General features: G+C 40.2%; 17 protein-coding genes. 3 read left to right on the top strand and 14 right to left on the bottom strand.

Annotation, left to right across the window (positions count from 1 at the left end; all coding sequences use genetic code 11):
* Positions 1-13: 13 nt before the first annotated feature.
* The 9 genes from BFS30_RS04425 to pyrR all read right to left on the bottom strand — a co-directional run bounded on the left by BFS30_RS04425 (position 14) and on the right by pyrR (position 11,162).
* Entirely contained in the window at positions 14-1,300 is a 1,287-nt protein-coding gene (locus tag BFS30_RS04425; RefSeq protein WP_069378164.1) for a bifunctional folylpolyglutamate synthase/dihydrofolate synthase, read from the bottom strand.
* Between the two features lie 29 nt (positions 1,301-1,329).
* Positions 1,330-2,145, bottom strand: coding sequence for an energy transducer TonB (locus BFS30_RS04420; protein ID WP_069378163.1), 816 nt, complete (start codon positions 2,143-2,145; stop codon positions 1,330-1,332).
* Positions 2,145-2,546, bottom strand: coding sequence for an ExbD/TolR family protein (locus tag BFS30_RS04415; protein ID WP_069378162.1), 402 nt, complete (start codon positions 2,544-2,546; stop codon positions 2,145-2,147). The genes BFS30_RS04420 and BFS30_RS04415 overlap by 1 nt, the downstream gene beginning before the upstream one ends.
* Positions 2,546-3,256 (bottom strand): MotA/TolQ/ExbB proton channel family protein, encoded by a 711-nt coding sequence (locus BFS30_RS04410; RefSeq protein WP_157262874.1) that lies wholly within the window; start codon positions 3,254-3,256, stop codon positions 2,546-2,548. The genes BFS30_RS04415 and BFS30_RS04410 overlap by 1 nt, the downstream gene beginning before the upstream one ends.
* Positions 3,257-3,259: 3 nt before the next feature.
* Positions 3,260-4,762 carry a tail fiber domain-containing protein gene (locus BFS30_RS04405; RefSeq protein WP_069378161.1) on the bottom strand — a complete coding sequence of 501 codons (1,503 nt, stop codon included), beginning with the start codon at positions 4,760-4,762 and terminating at the stop codon, positions 3,260-3,262.
* 54 nt (positions 4,763-4,816) lie between these two features.
* Positions 4,817-6,520 (bottom strand): TonB-dependent receptor, encoded by a 1,704-nt coding sequence (locus BFS30_RS04400; protein ID WP_069378160.1) that lies wholly within the window; start codon positions 6,518-6,520, stop codon positions 4,817-4,819.
* Between the two features lie 10 nt (positions 6,521-6,530).
* Positions 6,531-9,548: a tetratricopeptide repeat protein gene (locus BFS30_RS04395; protein ID WP_069378159.1), complete on the bottom strand. Its 3,018-nt coding sequence runs from the start codon at positions 9,546-9,548 to the stop codon at positions 6,531-6,533.
* A 131-nt stretch (positions 9,549-9,679) separates the two neighbouring features.
* A complete protein-coding gene (locus tag BFS30_RS04390; RefSeq protein WP_069378158.1) occupies positions 9,680-10,612 on the bottom strand; it encodes an aspartate carbamoyltransferase catalytic subunit in 933 nt (310 codons plus the stop codon).
* 1 nt (position 10,613) lies between these two features.
* A complete protein-coding gene (gene pyrR / locus BFS30_RS04385) occupies positions 10,614-11,162 on the bottom strand; it encodes a bifunctional pyr operon transcriptional regulator/uracil phosphoribosyltransferase PyrR (RefSeq protein ID WP_069378157.1) in 549 nt (182 codons plus the stop codon).
* Between the two features lie 211 nt (positions 11,163-11,373).
* Here pyrR and BFS30_RS04380 point away from each other — a divergent pair, with 211 nt between their 5' ends.
* Positions 11,374-11,781, top strand: a complete 408-nt coding sequence (locus BFS30_RS04380) for a thiol-disulfide oxidoreductase DCC family protein (protein ID WP_069378156.1) — start codon at positions 11,374-11,376, stop codon at positions 11,779-11,781.
* 5 nt (positions 11,782-11,786) lie between these two features.
* On the opposite strand, the gene BFS30_RS04375 is transcribed toward BFS30_RS04380, so the two are convergent.
* Together BFS30_RS04375 and rpsA are read right to left on the bottom strand one after the other, a co-directional pair.
* Positions 11,787-13,397 carry a beta-N-acetylhexosaminidase gene (locus tag BFS30_RS04375; RefSeq protein WP_069378155.1) on the bottom strand — a complete coding sequence of 537 codons (1,611 nt, stop codon included), beginning with the start codon at positions 13,395-13,397 and terminating at the stop codon, positions 11,787-11,789.
* A gap of 94 nt (positions 13,398-13,491) precedes the next feature.
* Positions 13,492-15,426: a 30S ribosomal protein S1 gene (gene rpsA / locus BFS30_RS04370; RefSeq protein WP_069378154.1), complete on the bottom strand. Its 1,935-nt coding sequence runs from the start codon at positions 15,424-15,426 to the stop codon at positions 13,492-13,494.
* A 281-nt stretch (positions 15,427-15,707) separates the two neighbouring features.
* Here rpsA and BFS30_RS04365 point away from each other — a divergent pair, with 281 nt between their 5' ends.
* Complete coding sequence (locus BFS30_RS04365) at positions 15,708-17,060, top strand: PepSY-associated TM helix domain-containing protein (RefSeq protein WP_069378153.1); 1,353 nt, start codon at positions 15,708-15,710, stop codon at positions 17,058-17,060.
* Here BFS30_RS04365 and BFS30_RS04360 read toward each other — a convergent pair.
* Together BFS30_RS04360 and BFS30_RS04355 are read right to left on the bottom strand one after the other, a co-directional pair.
* The gene (locus tag BFS30_RS04360) at positions 17,041-18,015 is read right to left on the bottom strand and encodes a GlxA family transcriptional regulator (RefSeq protein WP_069378152.1); all 975 of its coding nucleotides are present in this window, start codon (positions 18,013-18,015) and stop codon (positions 17,041-17,043) included. The genes BFS30_RS04365 and BFS30_RS04360 overlap by 20 nt on opposite strands.
* Before the next feature lie 90 nt (positions 18,016-18,105).
* Positions 18,106-19,260, bottom strand: a complete 1,155-nt coding sequence (locus tag BFS30_RS04355; protein ID WP_069378151.1) for a PepSY-associated TM helix domain-containing protein — start codon at positions 19,258-19,260, stop codon at positions 18,106-18,108.
* Positions 19,261-19,446: 186 nt separating this feature from the next.
* Between BFS30_RS04355 and BFS30_RS04350 the strand changes: the two genes are divergently transcribed.
* Positions 19,447-19,815, top strand: a complete 369-nt coding sequence (locus tag BFS30_RS04350; protein WP_069378150.1) for a VOC family protein — start codon at positions 19,447-19,449, stop codon at positions 19,813-19,815.
* A gap of 16 nt (positions 19,816-19,831) precedes the next feature.
* Here BFS30_RS04350 and BFS30_RS04345 read toward each other — a convergent pair whose 3' ends face one another.
* Positions 19,832-20,293, bottom strand: a complete 462-nt coding sequence (locus BFS30_RS04345; protein WP_069378149.1) for an Lrp/AsnC family transcriptional regulator — start codon at positions 20,291-20,293, stop codon at positions 19,832-19,834.
* Positions 20,294-20,493: the final 200 nt, after the last annotated feature.

The raw sequence follows: 20,493 nt of genomic DNA, 5'->3' as shown, positions 1-20,493 counted from the left end.
TAATGTAAAGATTTTATAGGACTTCAGCCACGACAAAAGTGCTTCCGCCTACAAAGACCAGGTCATTGGAATCGGCATTGTCTTTTGCGGCATGAAAAGCGAATTGTACGGTAGGGAACACCTCTCCGATAAGGTGATACTTCTTCGCTTCTTCCGCCAGTTCCGCCGCAGGAAGTGCCCTTTCCAGTTCAGGCTGGCAAAAGTAGTAATGTGCATCTTTTGGAAGCAGGGCCAAAACCCCGCTGATGTCTTTATCTTTAACCATTCCGATAACCATATGTAACTGATCATGTGGTGTATCACTGATATTTTGCATCACTTCTGTAATGCCTGCAATGTTGTGTCCGGTATCACAGATAATCAATGGGTTTTCTTGTAATGTCTGCCATCGGCCTTGTAAACCTGTCAATCCTTTTACATCTTTTAAAGCAGTATAGAGTGCCTCATCTGTAATATGATAACCTTTTTCTTTTAAAATGAGAACAGATTGAATTACTGTCAGGATATTTTTCCTTTGGTAAGATCCGTTGAGGTCTGATTCCAGGTGCTGGTATAAAGGTTTGTTCGCGAGCAGTACATCCGCGTTAAGGTATTTCTCCTTTTTAATAAGATGTGTGATTTGAAGTTCCTGATCTGCAAAAGTAATCTGACTATTGGTTTCCTGAGCCTTCCGGGTAAACACTGCTGTAGTTTCTTCCTGCTGCTCTCCTATTACTACCGGAATGCCGGATTTGATAATTCCCGCTTTCTCCATTGCAATTTCGGGTAGGGTAGTACCGAGTATATTGGTATGGTCGAGACTGATGTTGGTGATGACAGATAGCTCGGGAGTAATGATATTGGTAGAATCCAGTCTGCCACCCAAGCCCACTTCTATAATGGCAATGTCTACCTGCTCTTCCGCAAAATAGGAGAATGCCATTGCAACTGTGACTTCAAAAAATGAAGGACTGATTTCCTCCATAATGTCCTGCTGCTGTTCTACAAAATCGGTCACAAACGATTCAGAAACCATTACCCCGTTGATCCGGATGCGTTCCCTGAAATCTTTAAGATGAGGAGAGGTATATAAACCAGTCTTATACCCGGCTTGCTGGAGGATGGCAGCAAGCATGTGTGAGGTGGAACCCTTTCCATTGGTTCCACCGACATGTATCGTTTTGAATTTCTGCTGAGGATTTCCCAGTTTCCCGCACATGGCGATGGTGTTGTGCAGGTCTTTTTTGAAGGCTACTGCCCCAACACGGGTAAACATAGGTAATTTACCGTACAGATAATCGAGAGTTTGTTTATAGTTCATTTTGGAGTTCTAAAAAAGAATACCAGGTGTTATTTCACTTTAAAGTTGAATACCACCACTCCGATTTGAACATCAGGGGCAGATTCAGATTGGGTCAGGCGTGCACCCATTACGGCTTGTTTGCATTTTTGCCACAGCTCTCTGTCATTCAGAGTCGTCCCCTTCACTCCAGGTGTTGCATCAATCACAACACCGCTTTTATTGATCTTGATCCTCACTGCAATTTTTCCCGTTTTTTGCCCGTCATCCTGAGGAGTAACGAGGTTTGTAAACTTTCTAAGTGCAATAGGGGTCTCCCCAAATCCGGATCCACCTTCGCCATAATTATTGGCTAGCGGATCTCCGTCTTTGTCGCCCTGGTTTCCCGGAGTAGTACCGGTTCCATCACCACCACCTGTACCTTTATTAGATTTACCTTTATACAAAGCATTCTGATTGATTACAGGTTTGGCAGGTTTAGTCTCCGTAGTTGCAGTGGGAGCGGTGTTCTTATTACTGCTTTTTGTATTGACACTCACTGCCTCTTCCGTACTTTGCGTAACGATCTCTTTAGTGCTGTTCTGATTAGTTGGGGTTTCCTTGGTTGGTTCTTTTGGAACCACTTTATCTGGTGGTTTGTTATTGGCATTCGGATCTGCGGAAGGTTCCTCTATACTTGTATAGTCTGTTCCCATTCCTGTGACAGATGTTCCGTAATTGACCACAATTCCCCCCATACCCGCCTCTACAGGAGGCTGGAATGTTCCTATCGCGATGAAGAAACTCAAAGCGATGAGGAAAATCATAATACCAGTAGAAATGGCTACTGCTTTAGGATAATTGTTTTCTTCCTTTGGGTACATCATTATTTCTTAGGTTCTACAGCGAGTACAACTTTAAGTTTTAACTTGTTTGCAATATCAAAGACAAGCATGGTGTTTTCGATGGAAACTCCTCTGGCTACGTAAAGCACAATAGTCAGATCAGGAGATGCCTTTTGATAAGTTTCAATTGCCGCCTGGATATTTTCCAGAGTTGTAGGTTGCTTGTCTACAAAATAATTCAGCTTTTCATCTATAGATACAGTAACGGTTTTCTGCGCTGAAGATTGTTGTCCTGATTCTGATCTTGGCAACAACAGCTTTACTACCTGCGGGTTAACTACAGCAGAAGCCAGTAGAAAAAACAGCAGCAGGAAGAACATGATGTCATTCAGTGCAGAAGTATGAACCTCTACTGTTCCTTTATTTCTCTTGCGTAGATTCATTATTTGCCTGGCTCCTCTAATAGATCAATAAACTCAATAGCATCCGTTTCCATTCTTAGTATGATGCGCTCTACCATCATATTCAATATATGATATAGTACATAAGCAATAATACCGATGATCAGACCGGTAGCGGAAGTAATCATTTTAGTATATAAACCTCCGGAAATGGTTCCGATCTCAATTGCTCCTTTGATGGATACATCATGAAAGATGGTAATTACCCCAATAATGGTACCAACGAAACCAAGCATTGGCGCAATACCGGCAATAATTCCAAGTATACCAATGTTTTTTTCCAGCTTGGATACTTCCAGTTTTCCATTGTTCTCAATTGCCGCTTCAATGTCTTTAATCGGACGGCCAATACGTTTTAGTCCTTTTTCCAACATCCTGGCTAAAGGAGAGTTGTTGTTCTTACATAATGCAATCGCATTGTCTAACCTGCCATCATGAATGTATTGTTTAATCTGAAGCATCAGGTTTGATTCCGTTTTGGAAGCTTTCCTGATGGTGAGGTATCTTTCCACAAAAATGACTAATCCTAAAAAAGCAAGGAAAGCCAGGGGAATCATTACCCATCCACCCTTTAGCAGGAGGTCGATAAAGTGTAGTTCCGGAGGTGCTGCAGTTACGGCTTGAGTAGCGTTATTAGCGGTATCAACAAGTTGTTTCAGGCTATCATTAGCACCCTGTATTAATGCGATCATAATTTATAGTGGTTTGTTTGTGTGTATGTATAAATCTTTAATGCCCAGTTTTTTTTCCAGCTTAGGTCTTTCTGCGTCAGCAGATGCATAGTCTTTAAACGTTGCAATACTGATCTTTATTTTCTTTTTTCCCGGGGCAGGAGGGATCGCTTTAGCAGTAACCCCAATAGATTTCATATTGGCGATAAAGCGTTCTGCTTCTCTTTGACTGGATACTGAGGAACCAATAACCTCATAGGTTGTCTCTGTGCTTGCAACAGGTACGGTACTTGTCCCTGTTGTGCCTGCAGGTTTTACAGGGACAGGTTTCGTGTTTACCGCTGTATCTTTTTTTGCAGAGTCAGGTATTTCATTACCTTTTGTCTGCGAAAGGGAATCCGTTGTTTGATTTAAATTCTGTTCGTTAGTACCTGTTTCTGCAGGGAGGACTGTTGAACTCTGTCCTCTTTTCAGCATGGGATCAAAGAGATCCGGACGTATGAAATAAGCAGCAGCAAGCCCGATAAGAATCAGCAATAAAGCAATCAGGATTTTTAAATAAACTGGTGTTGAAGCCTTTTCTGTATATTCTCCATTGGAGTTGTAGAATCCGGTATCGGCAACCGGTTCTCTCTCTGCTGCCGGCTCAGGTAATACTACAGGACGAGGTTCATAAACGGGCTTGTTAGACTGAGCGTAGGTATCGTTAATGGTCGTAGGAATTACCGTTTCAATTACTGGCTGCTCCACTGGTTTAGCGGGGAATTCGACTTCTGCGATTTCTTCGTAAACGACTTGTTCATCAGATACGGAGCGTGCCTGGGTTTCTTCCTCTACCTCATATACTTCTTCTATAGGAAGCTCTTCCGTGACTACTTGTTCTTCAGGAAGGGATTCTTCTTTCTCAGACACAATGGCCTCTTCAATCACAGGAGGCCCGGATGTGATGATTTCTTCTTCTGCATCCCTAAGGTCAGCATTGCTGCTTTCCAGGTTCAGTTGTTCTTCCCCAGGTCCCTGTTCTGCGACTTCCTCCACAAGGTCTTCTTCCTGGAGTTGAGGCGCTTCGATTACAGGTTTCGGCGAATAATGAGGTATTTCTACTTCCTCTTCCAGTAAATCAGCTTCTTCTTTGACAGGCGGTAAACCGTAAAAATCAAAACCGAAGTTTTGATCATTTACAGGTTTAAAGCTTAACGTTTCTGATTTTTGATATAAAGTTCCAAGAGGATAAAAACTGGCCTCCTGGTGTTCCTCTAATTGTCTTTTTATTTCGTCCGAAAATTCGTCCACATAATAAGTAGCCGCATCCGGGGATATATTTCTTTTTTTACAGATATGGTCAATCAGCAGCGCTTGTTCCCTTACTTCAGAACTAAAATCCAATACATAACTGGGAGGCAGGAACGAATGTGTTTCCGCATCATACCTTCCCGGTGATTTCTTTTTATAGATTGTTCCAAGTCCGGGGATTCCAACCTCTTTACGGGTTTTAATAAGCTCTGTAAGATACGCTAGCATGTCCATTCTGGTAAAATTAAATTTTAATTCTATATCAACCAATTAATAATTGAAAACCGCTTAGAAGGAGTAAGTTAAACCTCCGAAAATATTGGTTCCAATAGTTGGATAATAAAGGTACCTGCTATATGAGGTATTCAACAGATTGTTTGCCCTGGCAAAAGCAGAGAATTTGTTGTTGATTTTATAACTGGCACCAACACCAAGGTCTACAAAAGCCTTCACACTTTCTACGGTTTCGATAGCGCGGTTCGGAATCAGGTAAGGATTAGCTGGTTCAGCAGTATATACTTTAGCTTTGCTGGCATCCTGAATGGCTACAGATGCATTTAATCCAATCTTATCTGTGATGTTGAACAATAAGTCTGAGCTGATTCTCATCTGAGGTTTGTACCAGCTTTCCGTTTCCTGTGCAGGTTTATAATCTTCGAAATTCAGTTTACCAGTCCATTTTAAGGAATTGCTCACCTGTACAGAGATTTCTCCTTCCAGACCAGTTACTGTTGTTGATCCGAAATCATAGATCACATCAAAGCGGCTTGGATTGTTGAAATTATTTACGAAGAGTGGCATATCGGAGATTTTTTTGTGATATACTCTCGCTTTATAGCCAAAGCCCGGGCCTCCTGTTCCTTTAATTCCGGCGCTGAAACCTAGTTTTTCAACTGAGTTTCTGATTTGGATGTTCGAGTTCAGGAATGGGTTTTCATCAGTAAACTGTTTTAGCGAATTGCGGTTCACATCTCCTTTCACTTCTGCAAACAATTGCAGGTAGTCAGGGATTAATGTCAGGTCTGCAGTAACAGCCGGGAATATTCTGCTTTTAGAGAATGCACCAAATTCCTGAACAAAATTAATTCCGGCATTGATCTTTATTCCGTTTGCCTGAAGTCTGATGTATGGGTTTAATTTTAACAGGTTATTTCCAACGCTTACCAGGGCGTCTTTGGTATTTCCAAATTCTGCTGAAGCAGCCAGGCCTAAGTTAAAACTACTGATTCTTTTGTTCACGTAACCGTTCAGGACAATGGAATTTTCCTTTGCGGCATACTTATCGTTCCATAAATATCCGTTTAATTTTACGGCATAGCTAAGGGCATCAGGATCGTCAGTGTATTTGTTAACGATTTCACCTTCTGCTTCAATGAAGCTCAGGGTTTGTCTGTCCGGGTTGAGGTTGAGTTCTGGCTGTGCCGGATTATAGCCATAAAAGAACAACCCGTTTCTCTGGTAATTGATACGACCACTCATGGTCACCTGATCACCAATGCTTCTTCCAAAGACACTCAATTGTTGTTGGTTAACCTCTTGTCCCTTCAGCTTTCCTTTTTGTCCGAAATGCTTAAAGAAGGCACCGGCCTGCAGCGCTTCATCTCTTCCAAGGTTGATGTATGCCTCACCTAAAACAGTCGTGCGGATTCCAAAACCACCTTTCACATAATTGTTGATCAGTTCTGTTTCTCTTTCCTTTGCAACCTGCTCTGCCTGTAATTTATTGATGTCTGAATTCAATTCCAGCTTTCTGTCGGTCAGGCTATAGTTGAATTTTGCTTTATAGGTTTTTACTGTATTCAGATCAGGACTTCTTCTCAGCTTTACCGCTTCTGCCAGAACAGGTTTATAAGGCCTGACAACTTCGATCTCTTCTGTTACAGCTTTTTCTTCGCTTTTCTTTTCATTAGTCTTGGTATCCTGTGCCAATGCGCTCAGAGATCCTGCAGTAATAAAAAATAGGGTAGTATATATTAATTTCGTCAATCTCATCGTGCTTGTCTTATTTAATTTTTTGTAATTTTTCCTTAGCGGTTTGGACAATATCGTCCTTTCCTTCATAATTGTCTATAAGGCTAAGGAGCGTACTTTTAGCTTGTAGATTGTCTTTTAATGCCACATAATTGTCGGCCAGCAGAATGAAAGATTTAGCAACCCAGTAATCATAAGATGACAAGTTATTGATCAGGTCAAAACAGGTTTTTGTAGAAGTCTTGTATTCTCTTTTCGCATACTGAATAGCGGCAAGATTATATTTTGCTTCTGCAGCTGCCAGCGTTTTTGTTTTTTCTACTACCTGGTTGAATGACTTCACAGCAAGCGCCGTATCGGCTTTCGCCAGATAAGCTTTCCCTGCATACAATTCTGAACTGCTTTTCTCTTCCTGAGAAGATTTATCAGATTCTTTTATAAGTGCAACATATTTGATCACATCATCAGGCATGTTCAGTGCACTGTAAGCTTTCAGCAGGTTATTGATGGCATAGGTATAATGTACCTTATAATCTGCAGTGGTTTCCAGTCTTTTCAGGTAAACAATGGCTTCATTGTATTTTTTCTGATCCAGGAACAGCTTAGAGATACTCACCAATGAACGTTCTGTATAATCGCTGGTCCAATCGTTCAGGATGAACTCGTAATCAGGAATTGCTTCATCAGGTCTGCCTAATTTTACCAGGGATTCTGCCCTGATAAATTTAGCCTCTTTGGTATGAATGGCTTTAGGAAATTTGTCGAAATAAGCATTGATTGCTTCAAAGGCACCTTTTGCATCCCCTTTCAGGTAGCGGTTATTCGCTGCAGTAAAAACAATGTTATCCTGTTCCGCAAGAGAGAAATCTCCGATTGGGGTAGTCTTTGCATAATTGATAAAACCTTCTGAATCTCCCTTATCTACATAAATGTTTTTGATCGATTCCAGGGCTTGTTTGGCTTCTTCACTGCTTCCATAATCAGCAATGACTTTCTTGAAGGTTTCTGCTGCCGCATCATCCTGATCCTGGTTGTATTGAACTAATCCAATGGTAACCAATGCGCGGGGCACATAGCTGCTTCGAGGGTATTGACTGATCAAAGAGGTCAGATCCGTTCTGGATTTATCCAGATCTCCTTTATTGAAATAGGTATAGGCAGTTTCGAATCCTGCATCATCCGCATAGTTTGAATTTGGGAACTGTTTCAACAGACTCTGCATGGTGTTGATTTTTGCATCGTTCTGGTTTTCCAGTCCCTGGATCATTCCGCGCTGGAAAAGGGCGTAATCTTCTCCGGTCGCTTTTGAGGCAATGATTTTATTGTAATTCTCTAAGGCATTGCCATAGCTTTTGTTGACGAAATAAGAATCCGCTAACCTGATTGTCGCATCAGTTATCGTTTTCTGGTCTTTGTCATTTCCTTTCAGGAAACGCTCAAAATAGGTGGCTGCTTTTCCATAGCGTTCGTCTTCAAAAGCGGCATAAGCAAGGGCATAATTGGCAAAGTTGTAAACCTCTGTTTTGTCTGCTCCAGGCATATCCAGGAACTTTTCAAAGTTTTTCACCGCTTCTCCGAATTTTCTCAGTTCATAACTGGCTTCTGCTTTCCAGTAGGTGCTTAGCGCATGGATTTCCTGATCTTCAGGGAACTTTTCTGAGCGTAAGAACATAGATAAGGCATTCGGGAATGCTCTTTCGTTATAAAATTCCAGTCCTCTGAAATAAGTAACTTTCTGATAAGCTTCTTTGGCCTCAGGTGATTTGTCAGGAATTGGTTCCAGGATGTCAATAGCTGCCTGGTAATTTTTACTGGTTAACAAAATCTCCCCCAACAAGGTTTTAGCCTCATTCGCCTTACGCGATTTTGGAAACTGCTTTAGGAAGTTCTGTGTAGATTCCAGCGCCTGCTGATTGAAATCAAGTTCATAACTTAAGCGGGCATAGTTGATCCAGGCCTCTTCCTGTATAAACTTATCGAAATCAAGTCTTGAAGACCTGAAGAAAGCACTCCGGGCTTTTTCCTTGTTTTTCAATTGAATGAATGAACGGCCTAAGGTGTACATCCCGCTTTGCAGGTACACATCATCAGTATCCAGTTTTTCGAGGATGGTAACAGATTCCTGGTACCTTTTTAAGTGAAACAGGGAATATCCGTATTGGTAAATAAAGAGGTTATTTTTTACTTCTGATTTGTCTTTTGCATAGAACTCACTAAAATATTTCTCTGCATTGGTATAATCAGATTTAGCAAAATAGGAAGCTGCAATAAGGCTCAGCATTTCCGCTTCATACTGTTGTTTTGATGTTTTTAAGATCGGAGTAGCATAAGCAATTACATCGTCATAACGCTCATCCAGGTAATACATGGAAGTGATGTAGTAAGGATAACTCGCTTCGTATGTTGGAGAACCTTTTAGCTTCTCAAAATTGGCTAAGGCTGTCTTATATTCCTTGTTCAGGTAATTGATGTAAGCAAAATAATAGGTTGCACTTTCCTGATATGGAGACTGTTCCTTTTTTACGATTTCAAATAAAGGTTCTGCCTTCTCGGTGTTTTTCAACATAAAGTAAGCATAACCCTGTTTGAACTGATATTCTAAACGTTGTTTGCCGGAGAGGGTAGAAGGATCCGTTTTTTCAAACCAATCCAATGCTTTCTGATAGTTCTCCTGAGCAAAATAAGATTTACCAACATGGAAATAAGCCAGTTTGGTATTTGCGTTTAGTGGGTAATCTTTAATAAAATTCTGAAAGAGACTTTCGGCATCATTATTTCCTAGTTCAAGGGCACAAACTGCAGCATAGAACTTTGCATTTTCTTTAAGAAGAGATAACTCTGAGTTACTTTCCTGTTGTGCACCAGGCTTTTGTCTGGCTTGTTCTACCAACCTAAATTGTTGTGCTGCTGCGATGTACTTTTCATTGTCCAGTAACTCCAGACCGGTTCGGTAATTTTGATTTAAGTGCACTAGTATGCTGGACTGCGCATAACTAGACGTATAGCTACCCGCTAGTAATAGCGGAATAAAAAAGTATTTTTTCTGCATCTGGTTTCAAATATGGTTGGTACTAATATAAAAATAGTATTATGTCTTATTAACATAAGAAATTAACAACTGTTGATAACACTGGTTTAACGAAAAGAAAACGAGATTGGTATAAAAAACTTTTTGGTTTTTTAATCTCTTTGAGAGGCCAGCAGATAAAGTACAGCCATTCTCACAGCAACGCCATTTTCCACCTGTTCAAGAATGATGGATTGTTTGCTGTCTGCCACATCACTGGTGATCTCTACGCCGCGGTTAATCGGACCGGGATGCATCACAACGATCTCTTTATCTAAATTGTCCAGGATCTGCTTGTTTAAGCCGTACATCATGGCATATTCCCTGAGGGATGGGAAGTATTTGATATCTTGTCTTTCCAGCTGGATGCGCAGCATATTGGCTACATCGCACCAGTTTAAAGCTTTAATCAGGTTATGTTCTACCTTTACACCCAGACTCTCAATGTGTTTCGGAATTAAGGTTGTCGGGCCGCATACCATTACTTCTGCACCCAGTTTTTGCAGGCATAGAATGTTTGATATGGCCACTCTGGAATGTAAAATATCACCTACAATAACTACTTTTTTACCAGCTACATCACCTAGTTTCTGGCGGATAGAGAAAGCATCTAAAAGGGCTTGGGTAGGATGTTCATGTGCGCCATCTCCGGCGTTTACAATCTGGGCATTAATATGTTTGCTCAGGAACTGACCAGCTCCGGCATAGGGATGTCTCATGACTACCATGTCCACTTTCATGGCCAGTATATTGTTTACGGTATCGATCAATGTTTCTCCTTTACTCACTGAAGAAGAGGAGGCTGCAAAATTGATGGTGTCCGCTGAAAGTCTCTTTTCTGCTAGCTCAAAAGAAAGCTTGGTGCGGGTAGAGTTCTCAAAGAAAATATTGGCAATGGTAATGTCTCTCAGGGAAGGAACCTTCTTAATCGGTCTGTTGATGACATCTTTAAAATTATCTGCAGTTTCTAAGATCAATTCGATATCATTTCGGTTAATATCTTTGATACCTAAAAGATGTCGGGTTGATAATTTTTCTACTGCCATATTATTTATTGCTTTCTGATATTAAGATTACTTTGTCTTCTCCTTCGGTTTCCTTCCAGCTCACCCTTACCTGTTGTGAGTTTAAGCTGTCTACCTGCTGACCGATATAATCGGGTTCTATAGGCAAATGCCTTGAAAAACGCCTGTCAATTAAGACCATCAATTCTACTCTTTCAGGCCTTCCATAAGCGAGTAATGCATCCATTGCGGCACGTATGGTACGTCCGGTCCAGAGTACATCGTCAATCAGGATTACATTTTTCCCTTCGATAATAAAATCTATGGTATTGCTGTTTGCAGAAACGATTCCATCTTTCCTTCTAAAATCATCACGGAAAAAGGTAATGTCTAAATTGCCTTTTTTGATCGTACTTTTCTTAAGGATTTGGGAGAGTTCGGTCTGCACTCTATCGGCAAAATAGCTGCCTCTTGGCTGAATGCCGATTAAAACAGTATTTGAAAAATCGGTATGGTTCTCAATTAATTGATGACAAAGTCTCTTAATTGTGATCTGGAATTTTTGACCGTCTAGCAGGGTTCTCTTTTGCATTGACTAAAGGATTGGCCAAATATAGGAAAATGTTTCAATTCTGTAAAGTTGAATCTGGAATTATTCGATCTGATTTCCGAATGGTATTGATTTTAAATGAGATAAAACTTTTAACTCGCTTATTTATAAATCTATAGATAGAAGCTCTGGATTTAAAAAATTATATTTGTATAAATCCAATATTGGGAACGATTAAGGTGAACACAATCAAATGAATGAAGATAGAGAGCAGGCCTTGGTTTTTTTTGATGGCGTCTGTAATTTATGTAATCATACGGTACAGTTCATGATCAAAAGAGACCGTAAAGATTATTTTCGTTTTGCTGCTTTGCAAAGTGAAGTTGCTCAGCAAAAATTGTCAGGTTTTAATTTCAGGAGCGAGGACTTAAAAACGATCATACTTCTGGAAGATGGAGAAATCTATCTCCGTTCTAATGCTGCGCTTCGAATTGCCAGACAGCTCGGCGGACTTTGGCCTATGTTTTATGGATTGATCATTATCCCTGCATTCATCCGGGATTTCATTTACCAGCTGATCTCTAAAAACAGGTATAGAATCTGGGGAAAGACAGAAAGTTGTATGGTCCCTTCCCCTGAATTGAAAAACAAGTTTCTTTAACAAGCTTAGTTCTCCCAATATCTTTTACTGTATTTTATGCCCATCTGATCATATCTTCTGAATTGCTGCTTTAGCCTTTGTTGAAAGTTGTTAAAATCACGTTTAGCTTTTGGGCTCCATAGTACTTCGCTTAAAGCATCAAGCCTCGGGAATAGCATGTATTCTACTTTAGCTGGGTTGGTAATGTATTCTGACCATAGGTTGCCTTGTCCTCCCCAGATATATTTGCTGTCTGCGGCGCTTAATTCAGCGGGCACAGGCTCGTAATTATAGACATTGGCAAGAGGCAGGTACTTTGCTGCCGTCAGCGAATCTTCTTTCAGGAATTGTGCATGGTTAAAGTACATGAAATTTTCGGGAGTCATGATCACTTTGTGTTTTTGTTTTGCAGCTGCAATACCTCCTTTTTCTCCACGCCAACTCATGACTACGGCATTGGGAGCCAGTCCCCCGTCCAGGATCTCATCCCAGCCTATAATGGTTTTTCCCTTGCTGTTCACAAACTTTTCTATCCGGTGAATAAAGTAACTTTGCAGACCATTCTCATTTTTCAATCCTTTCTCTTTGATCAGTTGTTGAGAAAAGGCAGATTGCTTCCACCAGATTTTTGAACATTCATCTCCTCCAATATGAATATAGGGAGAAGGGAAGAGGTTCATCACTTCAGTCAGCACTTCTTCAAGGAAAGTAAAGGTTTGCTCGGAAGGGAGTAATACATTATTGAATTTGTTGAAGATTCCCCATGTCTCGGCGACTTTCTTAGGTAGCTTAGGAGTCGTGCTCAATTCGGGATAAGCCGCAAGGACAGCCATGCTATGTCCAGGCATTTCGATTTCCGGAATAATGGTAATGTACCGGTCTGCTGCATAGCGGATCACCTCTTTCACTTCTTCCTGGGTATAGTAGCCACCATAGCGAACGCCATCGTTTCCGGTTCCGGGATAAAGGCCAATGATAGAGCCATCTCTCCAGGCGCCAACTTCGGTTAACCTTGGGTGCTTTTTAATTTCTATACGCCATCCGTGATCATCCGTCAGGTGCCAATGGAAATAATTAAGCTTGTGCATCGCCAGGTAATCGATATACTTTTTGACAAAGCTGATATCAAAAAAATGCCTGCTAACGTCCAGGTGCATACCCCGATAGGCAAAACGTGGATAGTCTGTAATCGTTACTGCCCGAACCTGTAAAGGAAATGCTTTGGCACTGGGAGGCAAAAGCTGAATCAGGGTTTGTATCCCATAAAATATGCCTGTAGGGGAAGAGGAGCGAACGTTGACAGATTTACTGCTTACCCCCAAAACATACTGTTCCGGATTCGGATCGATGACTGTTGTGAGGCTTAGATTGATTACATTTTTTCTGTTTAAATCAGGAAACGTAGTTAGGCTAATATCCAGGTTATAGTATCTTTTGATATAGTTAATGAAGAAATCTGCAGCAGGTTTCAGCTTGTTGTCACTGATGAATAGCTGTGTGGTGTGGTTATCGATAGAAAAGTTCTCTGATGCTTTTCCTATTGCCATTTCCACCGGTTGCGGGATCAGGGCAGGAAGCTGTGCGTTACCGATCTGGAACAATAGTAAACTACTGATCATGCTGATAAAAAATCTCATAGAAACTGAATTGGGGTATATTGATTTTGAGGGCAAAATAACAAAAAAAAGGCATCCCGGTTAGGGATGCCTTTAATATATTCAGCTTTAAAGATTATTTAGCTTTGTTTTTGCTTTCTTCACCTTCCATCTGCTCTTTTAACTGAGCCAATACACCTAGATCGCCAAGAGTTGATTTCTCAACTGAATCTTTAACTTTCTTAACTGCACTGCTTGATGCTTTAGCTTCTTTTTTCTTAGTAGCTCTTTCTTCAGCAACAGCTTCAGCTTTAGCCTCTTCCCAGATACGGGCATGAGAAACAACGATACGTTTAGCATCTTTGTTAAACTCAATGATTTTGAAGTCATTGGTTTCTTCAGCTTTGATAACAGATCCGTCTTCTTTAGCCATGTGTTTAGTTGGTACGAAACCTTCTACACCATATGGTAAAGCAATAACAGCACCTTTATCGGTTACTTTAACAACAGTTCCCTGGTGGATTGAATCTAACGTGAAGATAGTTTCAAAAGTATCCCAAGGGTTTTCTTCCAATTGTTTGTGACCTAAGCTTAATTTACGGCTTTCAACATCTAATTCAAGAACAACTACGTCTAATGTATCACCTACTTTAGTGAATTCGTTAGGGTGGTTAACTTTTTTAGACCAAGAAAGATCAGAGATATGGATTAATCCATCAATACCTTCTTCAATTTCTACGAATACACCGAAGTTAGTCATGTTTTTAACTACAGCAGTATGTTTGCTTCCGATAGGATATCTTTCAGCAACATTTTGCCAAGGATCTTGAGTTAATTGCTTAATACCTAAGCTCATTTTGCGTTCGTCTCTGTCTAAAGTTAATACTTCAGCTTCGATTTCATCGCTAACCTTCAAGAATTCTTGTGGGCTACGTAGGTTTTGTGACCAAGACATTTCTGATACGTGGATTAAACCTTCAACACCAGGAATGATTTCTAAGAAAGCACCGTAATCAGCAACAGTAACAATTTTACCTTTCACTTTAGATCCAACAGCTAAGTTAGCATCCAAAGATTCCCAAGGGTGTGGAGTCAATTGTTTTAAACCTAATGCAATACGTTTTTTCTCGTCATCAAAGTCAAGAACTACCACGTTGATTTTCTCATCTAAGCTTAATACTTCTTTCGGATGCTCTATGCGGCCCCAAGAAATATCAGTGATGTGAAGTAAACCGTCAACTCCACCTAAATCGATGAATACACCGAAATCTGTGATGTTTTTAACTGTTCCTTCTAATACCTGTCCTTTTTCAAGTTTAGATACGATTTCAACTTTTTGGCTTTCTAAATCGTCTTCAATTAAGATTTTATGAGAAACGACTACGTTTTTAAACTCATGGTTGATCTTAACAACTTTGAATTCCATTGTTTTACCCACGTATACATCGTAATCGCGGATAGGTTTGATGTCGATTTGTGAACCAGGTAAGAAAGCTTCAACACCCATGATGTCAACGATAAGACCACCTTTAGTACGGCTTTTAACAAATCCGTTGATGATTCTGTCATTGTCAAGAGCCTCATTGATAGACTCCCATGATCTTTGGGTTTTTGCTCTTTTACGAGATAAAATCAACTGACCGTTCGCATCTTCCGGAGCTTCAACGAATACGTCAACTGTATCACCAATTTTCAAGTCAGGTGTATCACGGAATTCAGAAGTAGATACCAATCCGTCAGATTTAAATCCTACGTTTAATACTACATCTTTATTGTTGATTGATACAACAATACCGCTGATGATTTCACCTTGGTTGATTTGATTGAAAGTATCGGTATACATGTCTTCAAACTTTTTACGGTCTTCATCAGAATATTTTCCGAAAACTTTGTCATCTGCATCCCAGTCAAAATCTTGATCAGGGGTAGCTAATGATGATTTGATCTGTTCGATCGACACTGAATCAGCTTCTGACTCAATGGTTTCTTTCTCGGTCAGACGAGCGTCTGCACCTTGTAATTCGGCTTTTTTAGCCTCTAGTTCTTTTTCTGCTACTTGTTTTTTAGCCATTAAAATTTAATCTCCTTTTCCCGTGAGGGACGGCAAAGATAGAAATTAATTATTTTAAAGAAAAGAATTTTGTGATAAATGTTGTTGATTTAGAACAGATTGTAGATGAAACCTGAAATTATCAGGACATCTGGAATAAAATCAGATGGATCGTAAAGCCATAGCAGGTAAAATCCCGGAAGATAAATAACCGTAGAAACTCCTCTTAATTTTATAGGTATTTAGACTAGTTCTTAATACTTGCAGAATTATTCTAAATTTGCAAAAAATATACGGCCTAAATGAAACACACCACACCAAAATCTGCCTGGCAAATTACACGTAAACTCTTTAATGATATTCATTTATGGCTTGGATTAGCCAGTGGGATTATCGTTATCCTGGTCTGCTTAAGCGGGACACTTTATGTGTTTAACACTGAGCTCAAAGAAATGGCGACGCCCGAATTGTATAAAGTAGAACGTACAGCAGGCGCGATCGCTTTACCGGTAGAAGAACTGATTGGAAAAGTTAAAGCCAGCACCGGTGGAAAAGTCGTTTCCGTAAGAATTCCGGCAGACCCTAACCGTACCTATCAGTTCATGGTTAAAATGAAAGAAGATAAAAAAGAAGGAGAGGGGAAAGTTAAGGCTGATGATATCAGTAAAACAGCAGTAGCTACAGATGGGAAGGCTAAAAAAGGGAAAGACGAAAAAGGTAAAGATAAACCTGCAGAGGGAAAACGTCCTTCAGCTTTTGCCGTCAATCCATATACAGGAGTGGTGATCGGCAATATTTCAGAAGCGAAGAGTACAGCGGCTTCTTTCATGAAGACGATGTTTAGCCTTCACAGGTGGTTGCTGTTAGACAAAATTGAAAAACCAATCTTTGGGGAACTGGAAAACAGGAAACTGGGAAGCTATATCTCCGGTGCAGCGACTATCCTTTTTACACTCGGGGTAATCACCGGAATGATTATCTGGTTTCCTCAAAAATTAAAATCCTGGAAACAGGGATTAAAAATAAAATGGACCGGAAGCTGGAAAAGAACAAACCATGACCTGCACAATAGTTTAGGCTTTTATGCCTGTATTTTTTTATTCCTGATGGGGATTACGGGGCCCCAATGGTCATTCCCATGGTATAGGGAGGCTTTACGTAAAACATTAGGCACCTATCAGCCTGAAGGTTTTGAGCCGCCAAAAGACCCTGTTTCAGTAATTAAGGCCGGTGTAGAAAATAGTACCCCATTAAACATTGCTGATTATATAAAAAAAGCAGAGACTGTTTTGCCTTATAGAGGAGATTACAACATTAGCCTGGCTAAGGACTCTGTTTCTGCAATTGCAATTACCAAAAATAAAGTCGGCTTTTTTGCACCTTCAGCAGGAGATAAACTGCTGTTAGACCAGTACAGCGCCGGCGTACTTAAAATAGAGGTATTTAAAGACAAACCTTTTAATGAACGTATTTCAGGTTCGATTAAAGCTTTACATTTAGGAGATGTATATGGGATGTTTACAAAAATAATCTATTTTATTGCCTGCCTGATTGCCACGAGCTTACCCATTACCGGAACGTTGATCTGGTTGAACAAATTGAAAAAGAAGAAGAAAAAAGTAAAGCGGAAAACAGTTATGCAGCTTTCGGCTTAAACTTGTCCCGATAGTCTTTAGGAGTCATTCCGGAGTTTTTCTTGAAAAGCTGACGGAAAGTTTTCAGGTCATTATAACCGGAGTGGAGCATGATTTCCAAAATGCTGAAATTGGTTTGCTCCAATAGTTTTTTGGCCGCTTCTATTCTGGTTTTCTGTAAATATTCAATCAATGTAGTTCCGGTGGCTTGTTTAAAACGACGCACAATGTTGCGTCGGCTTGATGGAATCTGTTGTAAGATGTCCTCAATGGTGACTGCTTCTTTATAGGCATTTTCTATGCAAAGCTGCGTTTTGACCACCAGTTCATCCCCATGATCCTTGGCTGGATGGAAAGTCCCGAAATAGCTTTGCTGTTCCCGGTTCATATCTATTGCAAATACCTTTGCAATATGAATGGCCAGATCACGACTACAATAATTGTGAATGAGTGTCAGCATCAGATGAAAACTGCTGGTAGCCCCTCCGCTGGTATAAATTCCCTGATCAATGGTGACTACTTTATCGGGTTTAAAGTAAACATCAGGAAAATTTGAAGAGAAAGCATGACTTGAATTGACATGAGTAGTGGCACTTTTGCCGTTCAATAAGCCACTGGCCGCAAGTAAGAATGCTCCTGTGCAGAAACTGGCGAGTTCCGCTCCCTTTTTATATTGCTGTTGCATCCAGGGTAAAAATTCCAGGTTATTATGGATGGAAGAACTGAGGTCTGTCCCGTCAAACGCAGGAATTAAAACCAGATCTTGCTGACCGGACTCTTTCAAAGAAAGAGAAGTATATTTTTCAAAGGAAACTCCTTCATTGGCCGAGCTTCCACTGCGGATCAGGTTGATCTTAAAAAAAGGGGATTCACCATTGTTTTCGTAATGGTTGTTTACCGTATCAAACACATCTAATATTGCTGCTACGCTAAGCAGACGGTATTTATTGGTTAATAATAAGCCTACCTGTATCATATGATTATATATTTATGACAGGCAAATTAAGAAATTCTGTCTCAAATACCCTCTTTATTAAATATTTAACTATTTAAAAGAGGTGTTTTCCTATTGGGCAGGCCTGGGTATTTTATTCTGTTTCTTTTTTCTTCCCCACCAGATGATAAAGCCTGTAATGGGTAAACTTGCTGCTATCAGGCTGGCAAAAAAGGCCATGATTTTGCCGGTTAGCCCGGCAACAGCTCCAATATGGATATCATAATTCATTCTTGAAATCCGGTCGGCCAGGCTGGCATCGGCCAGTTTTCCATAGATATGGTTTACTGGAATCTCTTTCAGTGTATACTGATCATAATAAAGATAGTCGGCTTTCCAATAGGTATCTGTATCCGGGTTAATGGCTACTTCAATGGCCAGTTTATCATTTGCCGGCACGTGAACCTCTATGCCGCCGGTATAACCGGGAAGGTTGTTCATCGTTCTTTCCCATAACCTGTCTATAGCAGGCTTTTGCAATATAGCGGGCTTTATGTTTGTGGTATCTGAATAGGTTTCCTGAAATGGCTTAATACTTTCTCCACCGGAAGATAGCCAGTACACGGAACCCGCAAACCACTGAAAGCCCATCACCAATCCGGAAATTGCAATAAAGATCAGAATCCAGGTCATGTAAAAACCCAGCACGTTGTGTAAATCATAATTAACCCTTTTCCATTTGGCATTGAGCTTTATAGAAAACCTCTTTTTGCTGGCAGCTCTGTTTTTAGGCCACCATAATATGAGCCCGGAAACGAGCAGAAAGAGGAACATTAAAGTCGCGCTGGCCAATACAGGCTGGCCGATATTAGGAGGAAGCCATAGGTAATAATGTCCCATAATGACCACTCTGAAAAAATCGTCATCCATGTTCTTTACCTTCAATATCTCTCCGGTATATGGATTTAAAAAGACAATCCAGTAATATTCAGGATCCGCTGCATAATAAACAACCTGAGCAGATTTGCCGGTCTGATAACCCACACTATGTGCATGTTTTCCGGGAAGCTGCCGGTCTGCGATTTCTTTTAGTTTGGAAGGAGCCAGCAATGCAGCCTTTTTTACGGTTGTAAAACGATAAGGTTGAGTCACATTTTCTATTTCACGTTCAAATGCAAGAATGCATCCTGTGATGCCTAAGAAACACACGAAAATCCCGGAAATTAATCCCAGCCACAGGTGTATTTGTCCGATCCAGTACTTGAATCTGTTTTTCTTTTTATTCAACGGGGGATAGTTTATTTGGATTAAATCTAATCAATTGCAAAGAAAACAACTCCTTCATTAATCACAAAATAAATAGGCATAATTTTGCCGATCTGAATCAATCTTTTTTAGCATCCGAAGGATAAGAGTTAAAAAACTGATTTTCTTTTTAGATTTGATCAGACCTTAGCCAAATGAAAATCAAAGATGAGTAAAACAGGAAAAATACTATGGCAGGACCTGACTGTAGAGCATGCCGAAAAAGTAAAAGATTTTTATGCTGAAGTAGTCGGCTGGACATTTTCTCCTGTTAGTCAGGGGGCATACGATGACTATAACATCATCAGCAGTTCCGACCATGAAGTGGTTGGCGGCATCTGCCATAAAAGAGGGGCATTATTGGACTTTCCTTCCCAATGGTTAAACTATGTTATCGTGGAGGACGTAGATGCCTGTGCTGAAAAATGCAGCACCTCAGGAGGTAAAGTAATTGTGGGCCCTGCGATGATGGGAAAACAAAAATATATTGTAATTCAGGATCCTGCGGGTGCTTATCTTGCTTTAATGGAAGAGTAGTTTTGAAGCTTTCTGTCTATATTTTATAAGTAGTGTCTCTTTTCTCTTCTGATAAGACAAGGAAACTCTGAACACTCCCCACATTAGGTAGTTTGGACAACTGGCCACGTAGGAAATCATTGTAGCCCTTCATATCAGGAGATACAATCTTTAGAATAAAATCAAAATTTCCGGTGATATAATAACATTCCCTGACATCCTCAAAAAGAACCACTTCTCTTTGAAAAGCACTTAAGGCTTCTTCGGAGTGATCATTCATCTGGATATGGGTATAGGAAATGATACTGTTGCTGCTCTTCTGTAAATCCACTAATGCAGTATATCCTTTGATATAGCCGTTCTGCTCCAGCCATTTTACCCGCTCAAAAATCGGAGAAACACTTTTTCTCAATCTTCTGGCCAACTCTTTATGAGTCATTCTGGCATCTTCCTGTAACAGGCGTAAAATTCCAAGATGGGTGGGATCTAATTTAGACATCGTTCGGGAATGAATTTCTGACTTAGTGTATCTTTTTTATAACGTTATTTCGATCAAATATAGTATTATTTATTTTTTATGAAACATTTGACCTCTTCTGTGTTAAGGATAGTGTACATAATACCTTAACTCGCTAAAAAATAGGATAGTAGGGAAATTATATTTTGCCTGACAGATGGATAATAATTGCCCGCCAAAAA

It is taken from the genome of Pedobacter steynii, from assembly GCF_001721645.1.
In the GTDB taxonomy this organism is placed as follows: domain Bacteria; phylum Bacteroidota; class Bacteroidia; order Sphingobacteriales; family Sphingobacteriaceae; genus Pedobacter; species Pedobacter steynii_A.
This window is presented reverse-complemented; position numbering and strand designations above follow the sequence as displayed.

Excerpts from the sequence above, each read along its gene's own strand:
- BFS30_RS04420 (WP_069378163.1), bottom strand. The coding sequence starts at position 2,145 with ATGATGTACCCAAAGGAAGAAAACAATTATCCTAAAGCAGTAGCCATT.
- rpsA (WP_069378154.1), bottom strand. The coding sequence starts at position 15,426 with ATGGCTAAAAAACAAGTAGCAGAAAAAGAACTAGAGGCTAAAAAAGCC.
- BFS30_RS04425 (WP_069378164.1), bottom strand. The coding sequence starts at position 1,300 with ATGAACTATAAACAAACTCTCGATTATCTGTACGGTAAATTACCTATG.
- BFS30_RS04375 (WP_069378155.1), bottom strand. The coding sequence starts at position 13,397 with ATGAGATTTTTTATCAGCATGATCAGTAGTTTACTATTGTTCCAGATC.
- BFS30_RS04365 (WP_069378153.1), top strand. The coding sequence starts at position 15,708 with ATGAAACACACCACACCAAAATCTGCCTGGCAAATTACACGTAAACTC.
- BFS30_RS04345 (WP_069378149.1), bottom strand. The coding sequence starts at position 20,293 with ATGTCTAAATTAGATCCCACCCATCTTGGAATTTTACGCCTGTTACAG.
- BFS30_RS04360 (WP_069378152.1), bottom strand. The coding sequence starts at position 18,015 with ATGATACAGGTAGGCTTATTATTAACCAATAAATACCGTCTGCTTAGC.
- BFS30_RS04395 (WP_069378159.1), bottom strand. The coding sequence starts at position 9,548 with ATGCAGAAAAAATACTTTTTTATTCCGCTATTACTAGCGGGTAGCTAT.
- BFS30_RS04350 (WP_069378150.1), top strand. The coding sequence starts at position 19,447 with ATGAGTAAAACAGGAAAAATACTATGGCAGGACCTGACTGTAGAGCAT.
- BFS30_RS04390 (WP_069378158.1), bottom strand. The coding sequence starts at position 10,612 with ATGGCAGTAGAAAAATTATCAACCCGACATCTTTTAGGTATCAAAGAT.
- BFS30_RS04410 (WP_157262874.1), bottom strand. The coding sequence starts at position 3,256 with ATGATCGCATTAATACAGGGTGCTAATGATAGCCTGAAACAACTTGTT.
- BFS30_RS04415 (WP_069378162.1), bottom strand. The coding sequence starts at position 2,546 with ATGAATCTACGCAAGAGAAATAAAGGAACAGTAGAGGTTCATACTTCT.
- BFS30_RS04405 (WP_069378161.1), bottom strand. The coding sequence starts at position 4,762 with ATGGACATGCTAGCGTATCTTACAGAGCTTATTAAAACCCGTAAAGAG.
- pyrR (WP_069378157.1), bottom strand. The coding sequence starts at position 11,162 with ATGCAAAAGAGAACCCTGCTAGACGGTCAAAAATTCCAGATCACAATT.
- BFS30_RS04400 (WP_069378160.1), bottom strand. The coding sequence starts at position 6,520 with ATGAGATTGACGAAATTAATATATACTACCCTATTTTTTATTACTGCA.
- BFS30_RS04380 (WP_069378156.1), top strand. The coding sequence starts at position 11,374 with ATGAATGAAGATAGAGAGCAGGCCTTGGTTTTTTTTGATGGCGTCTGT.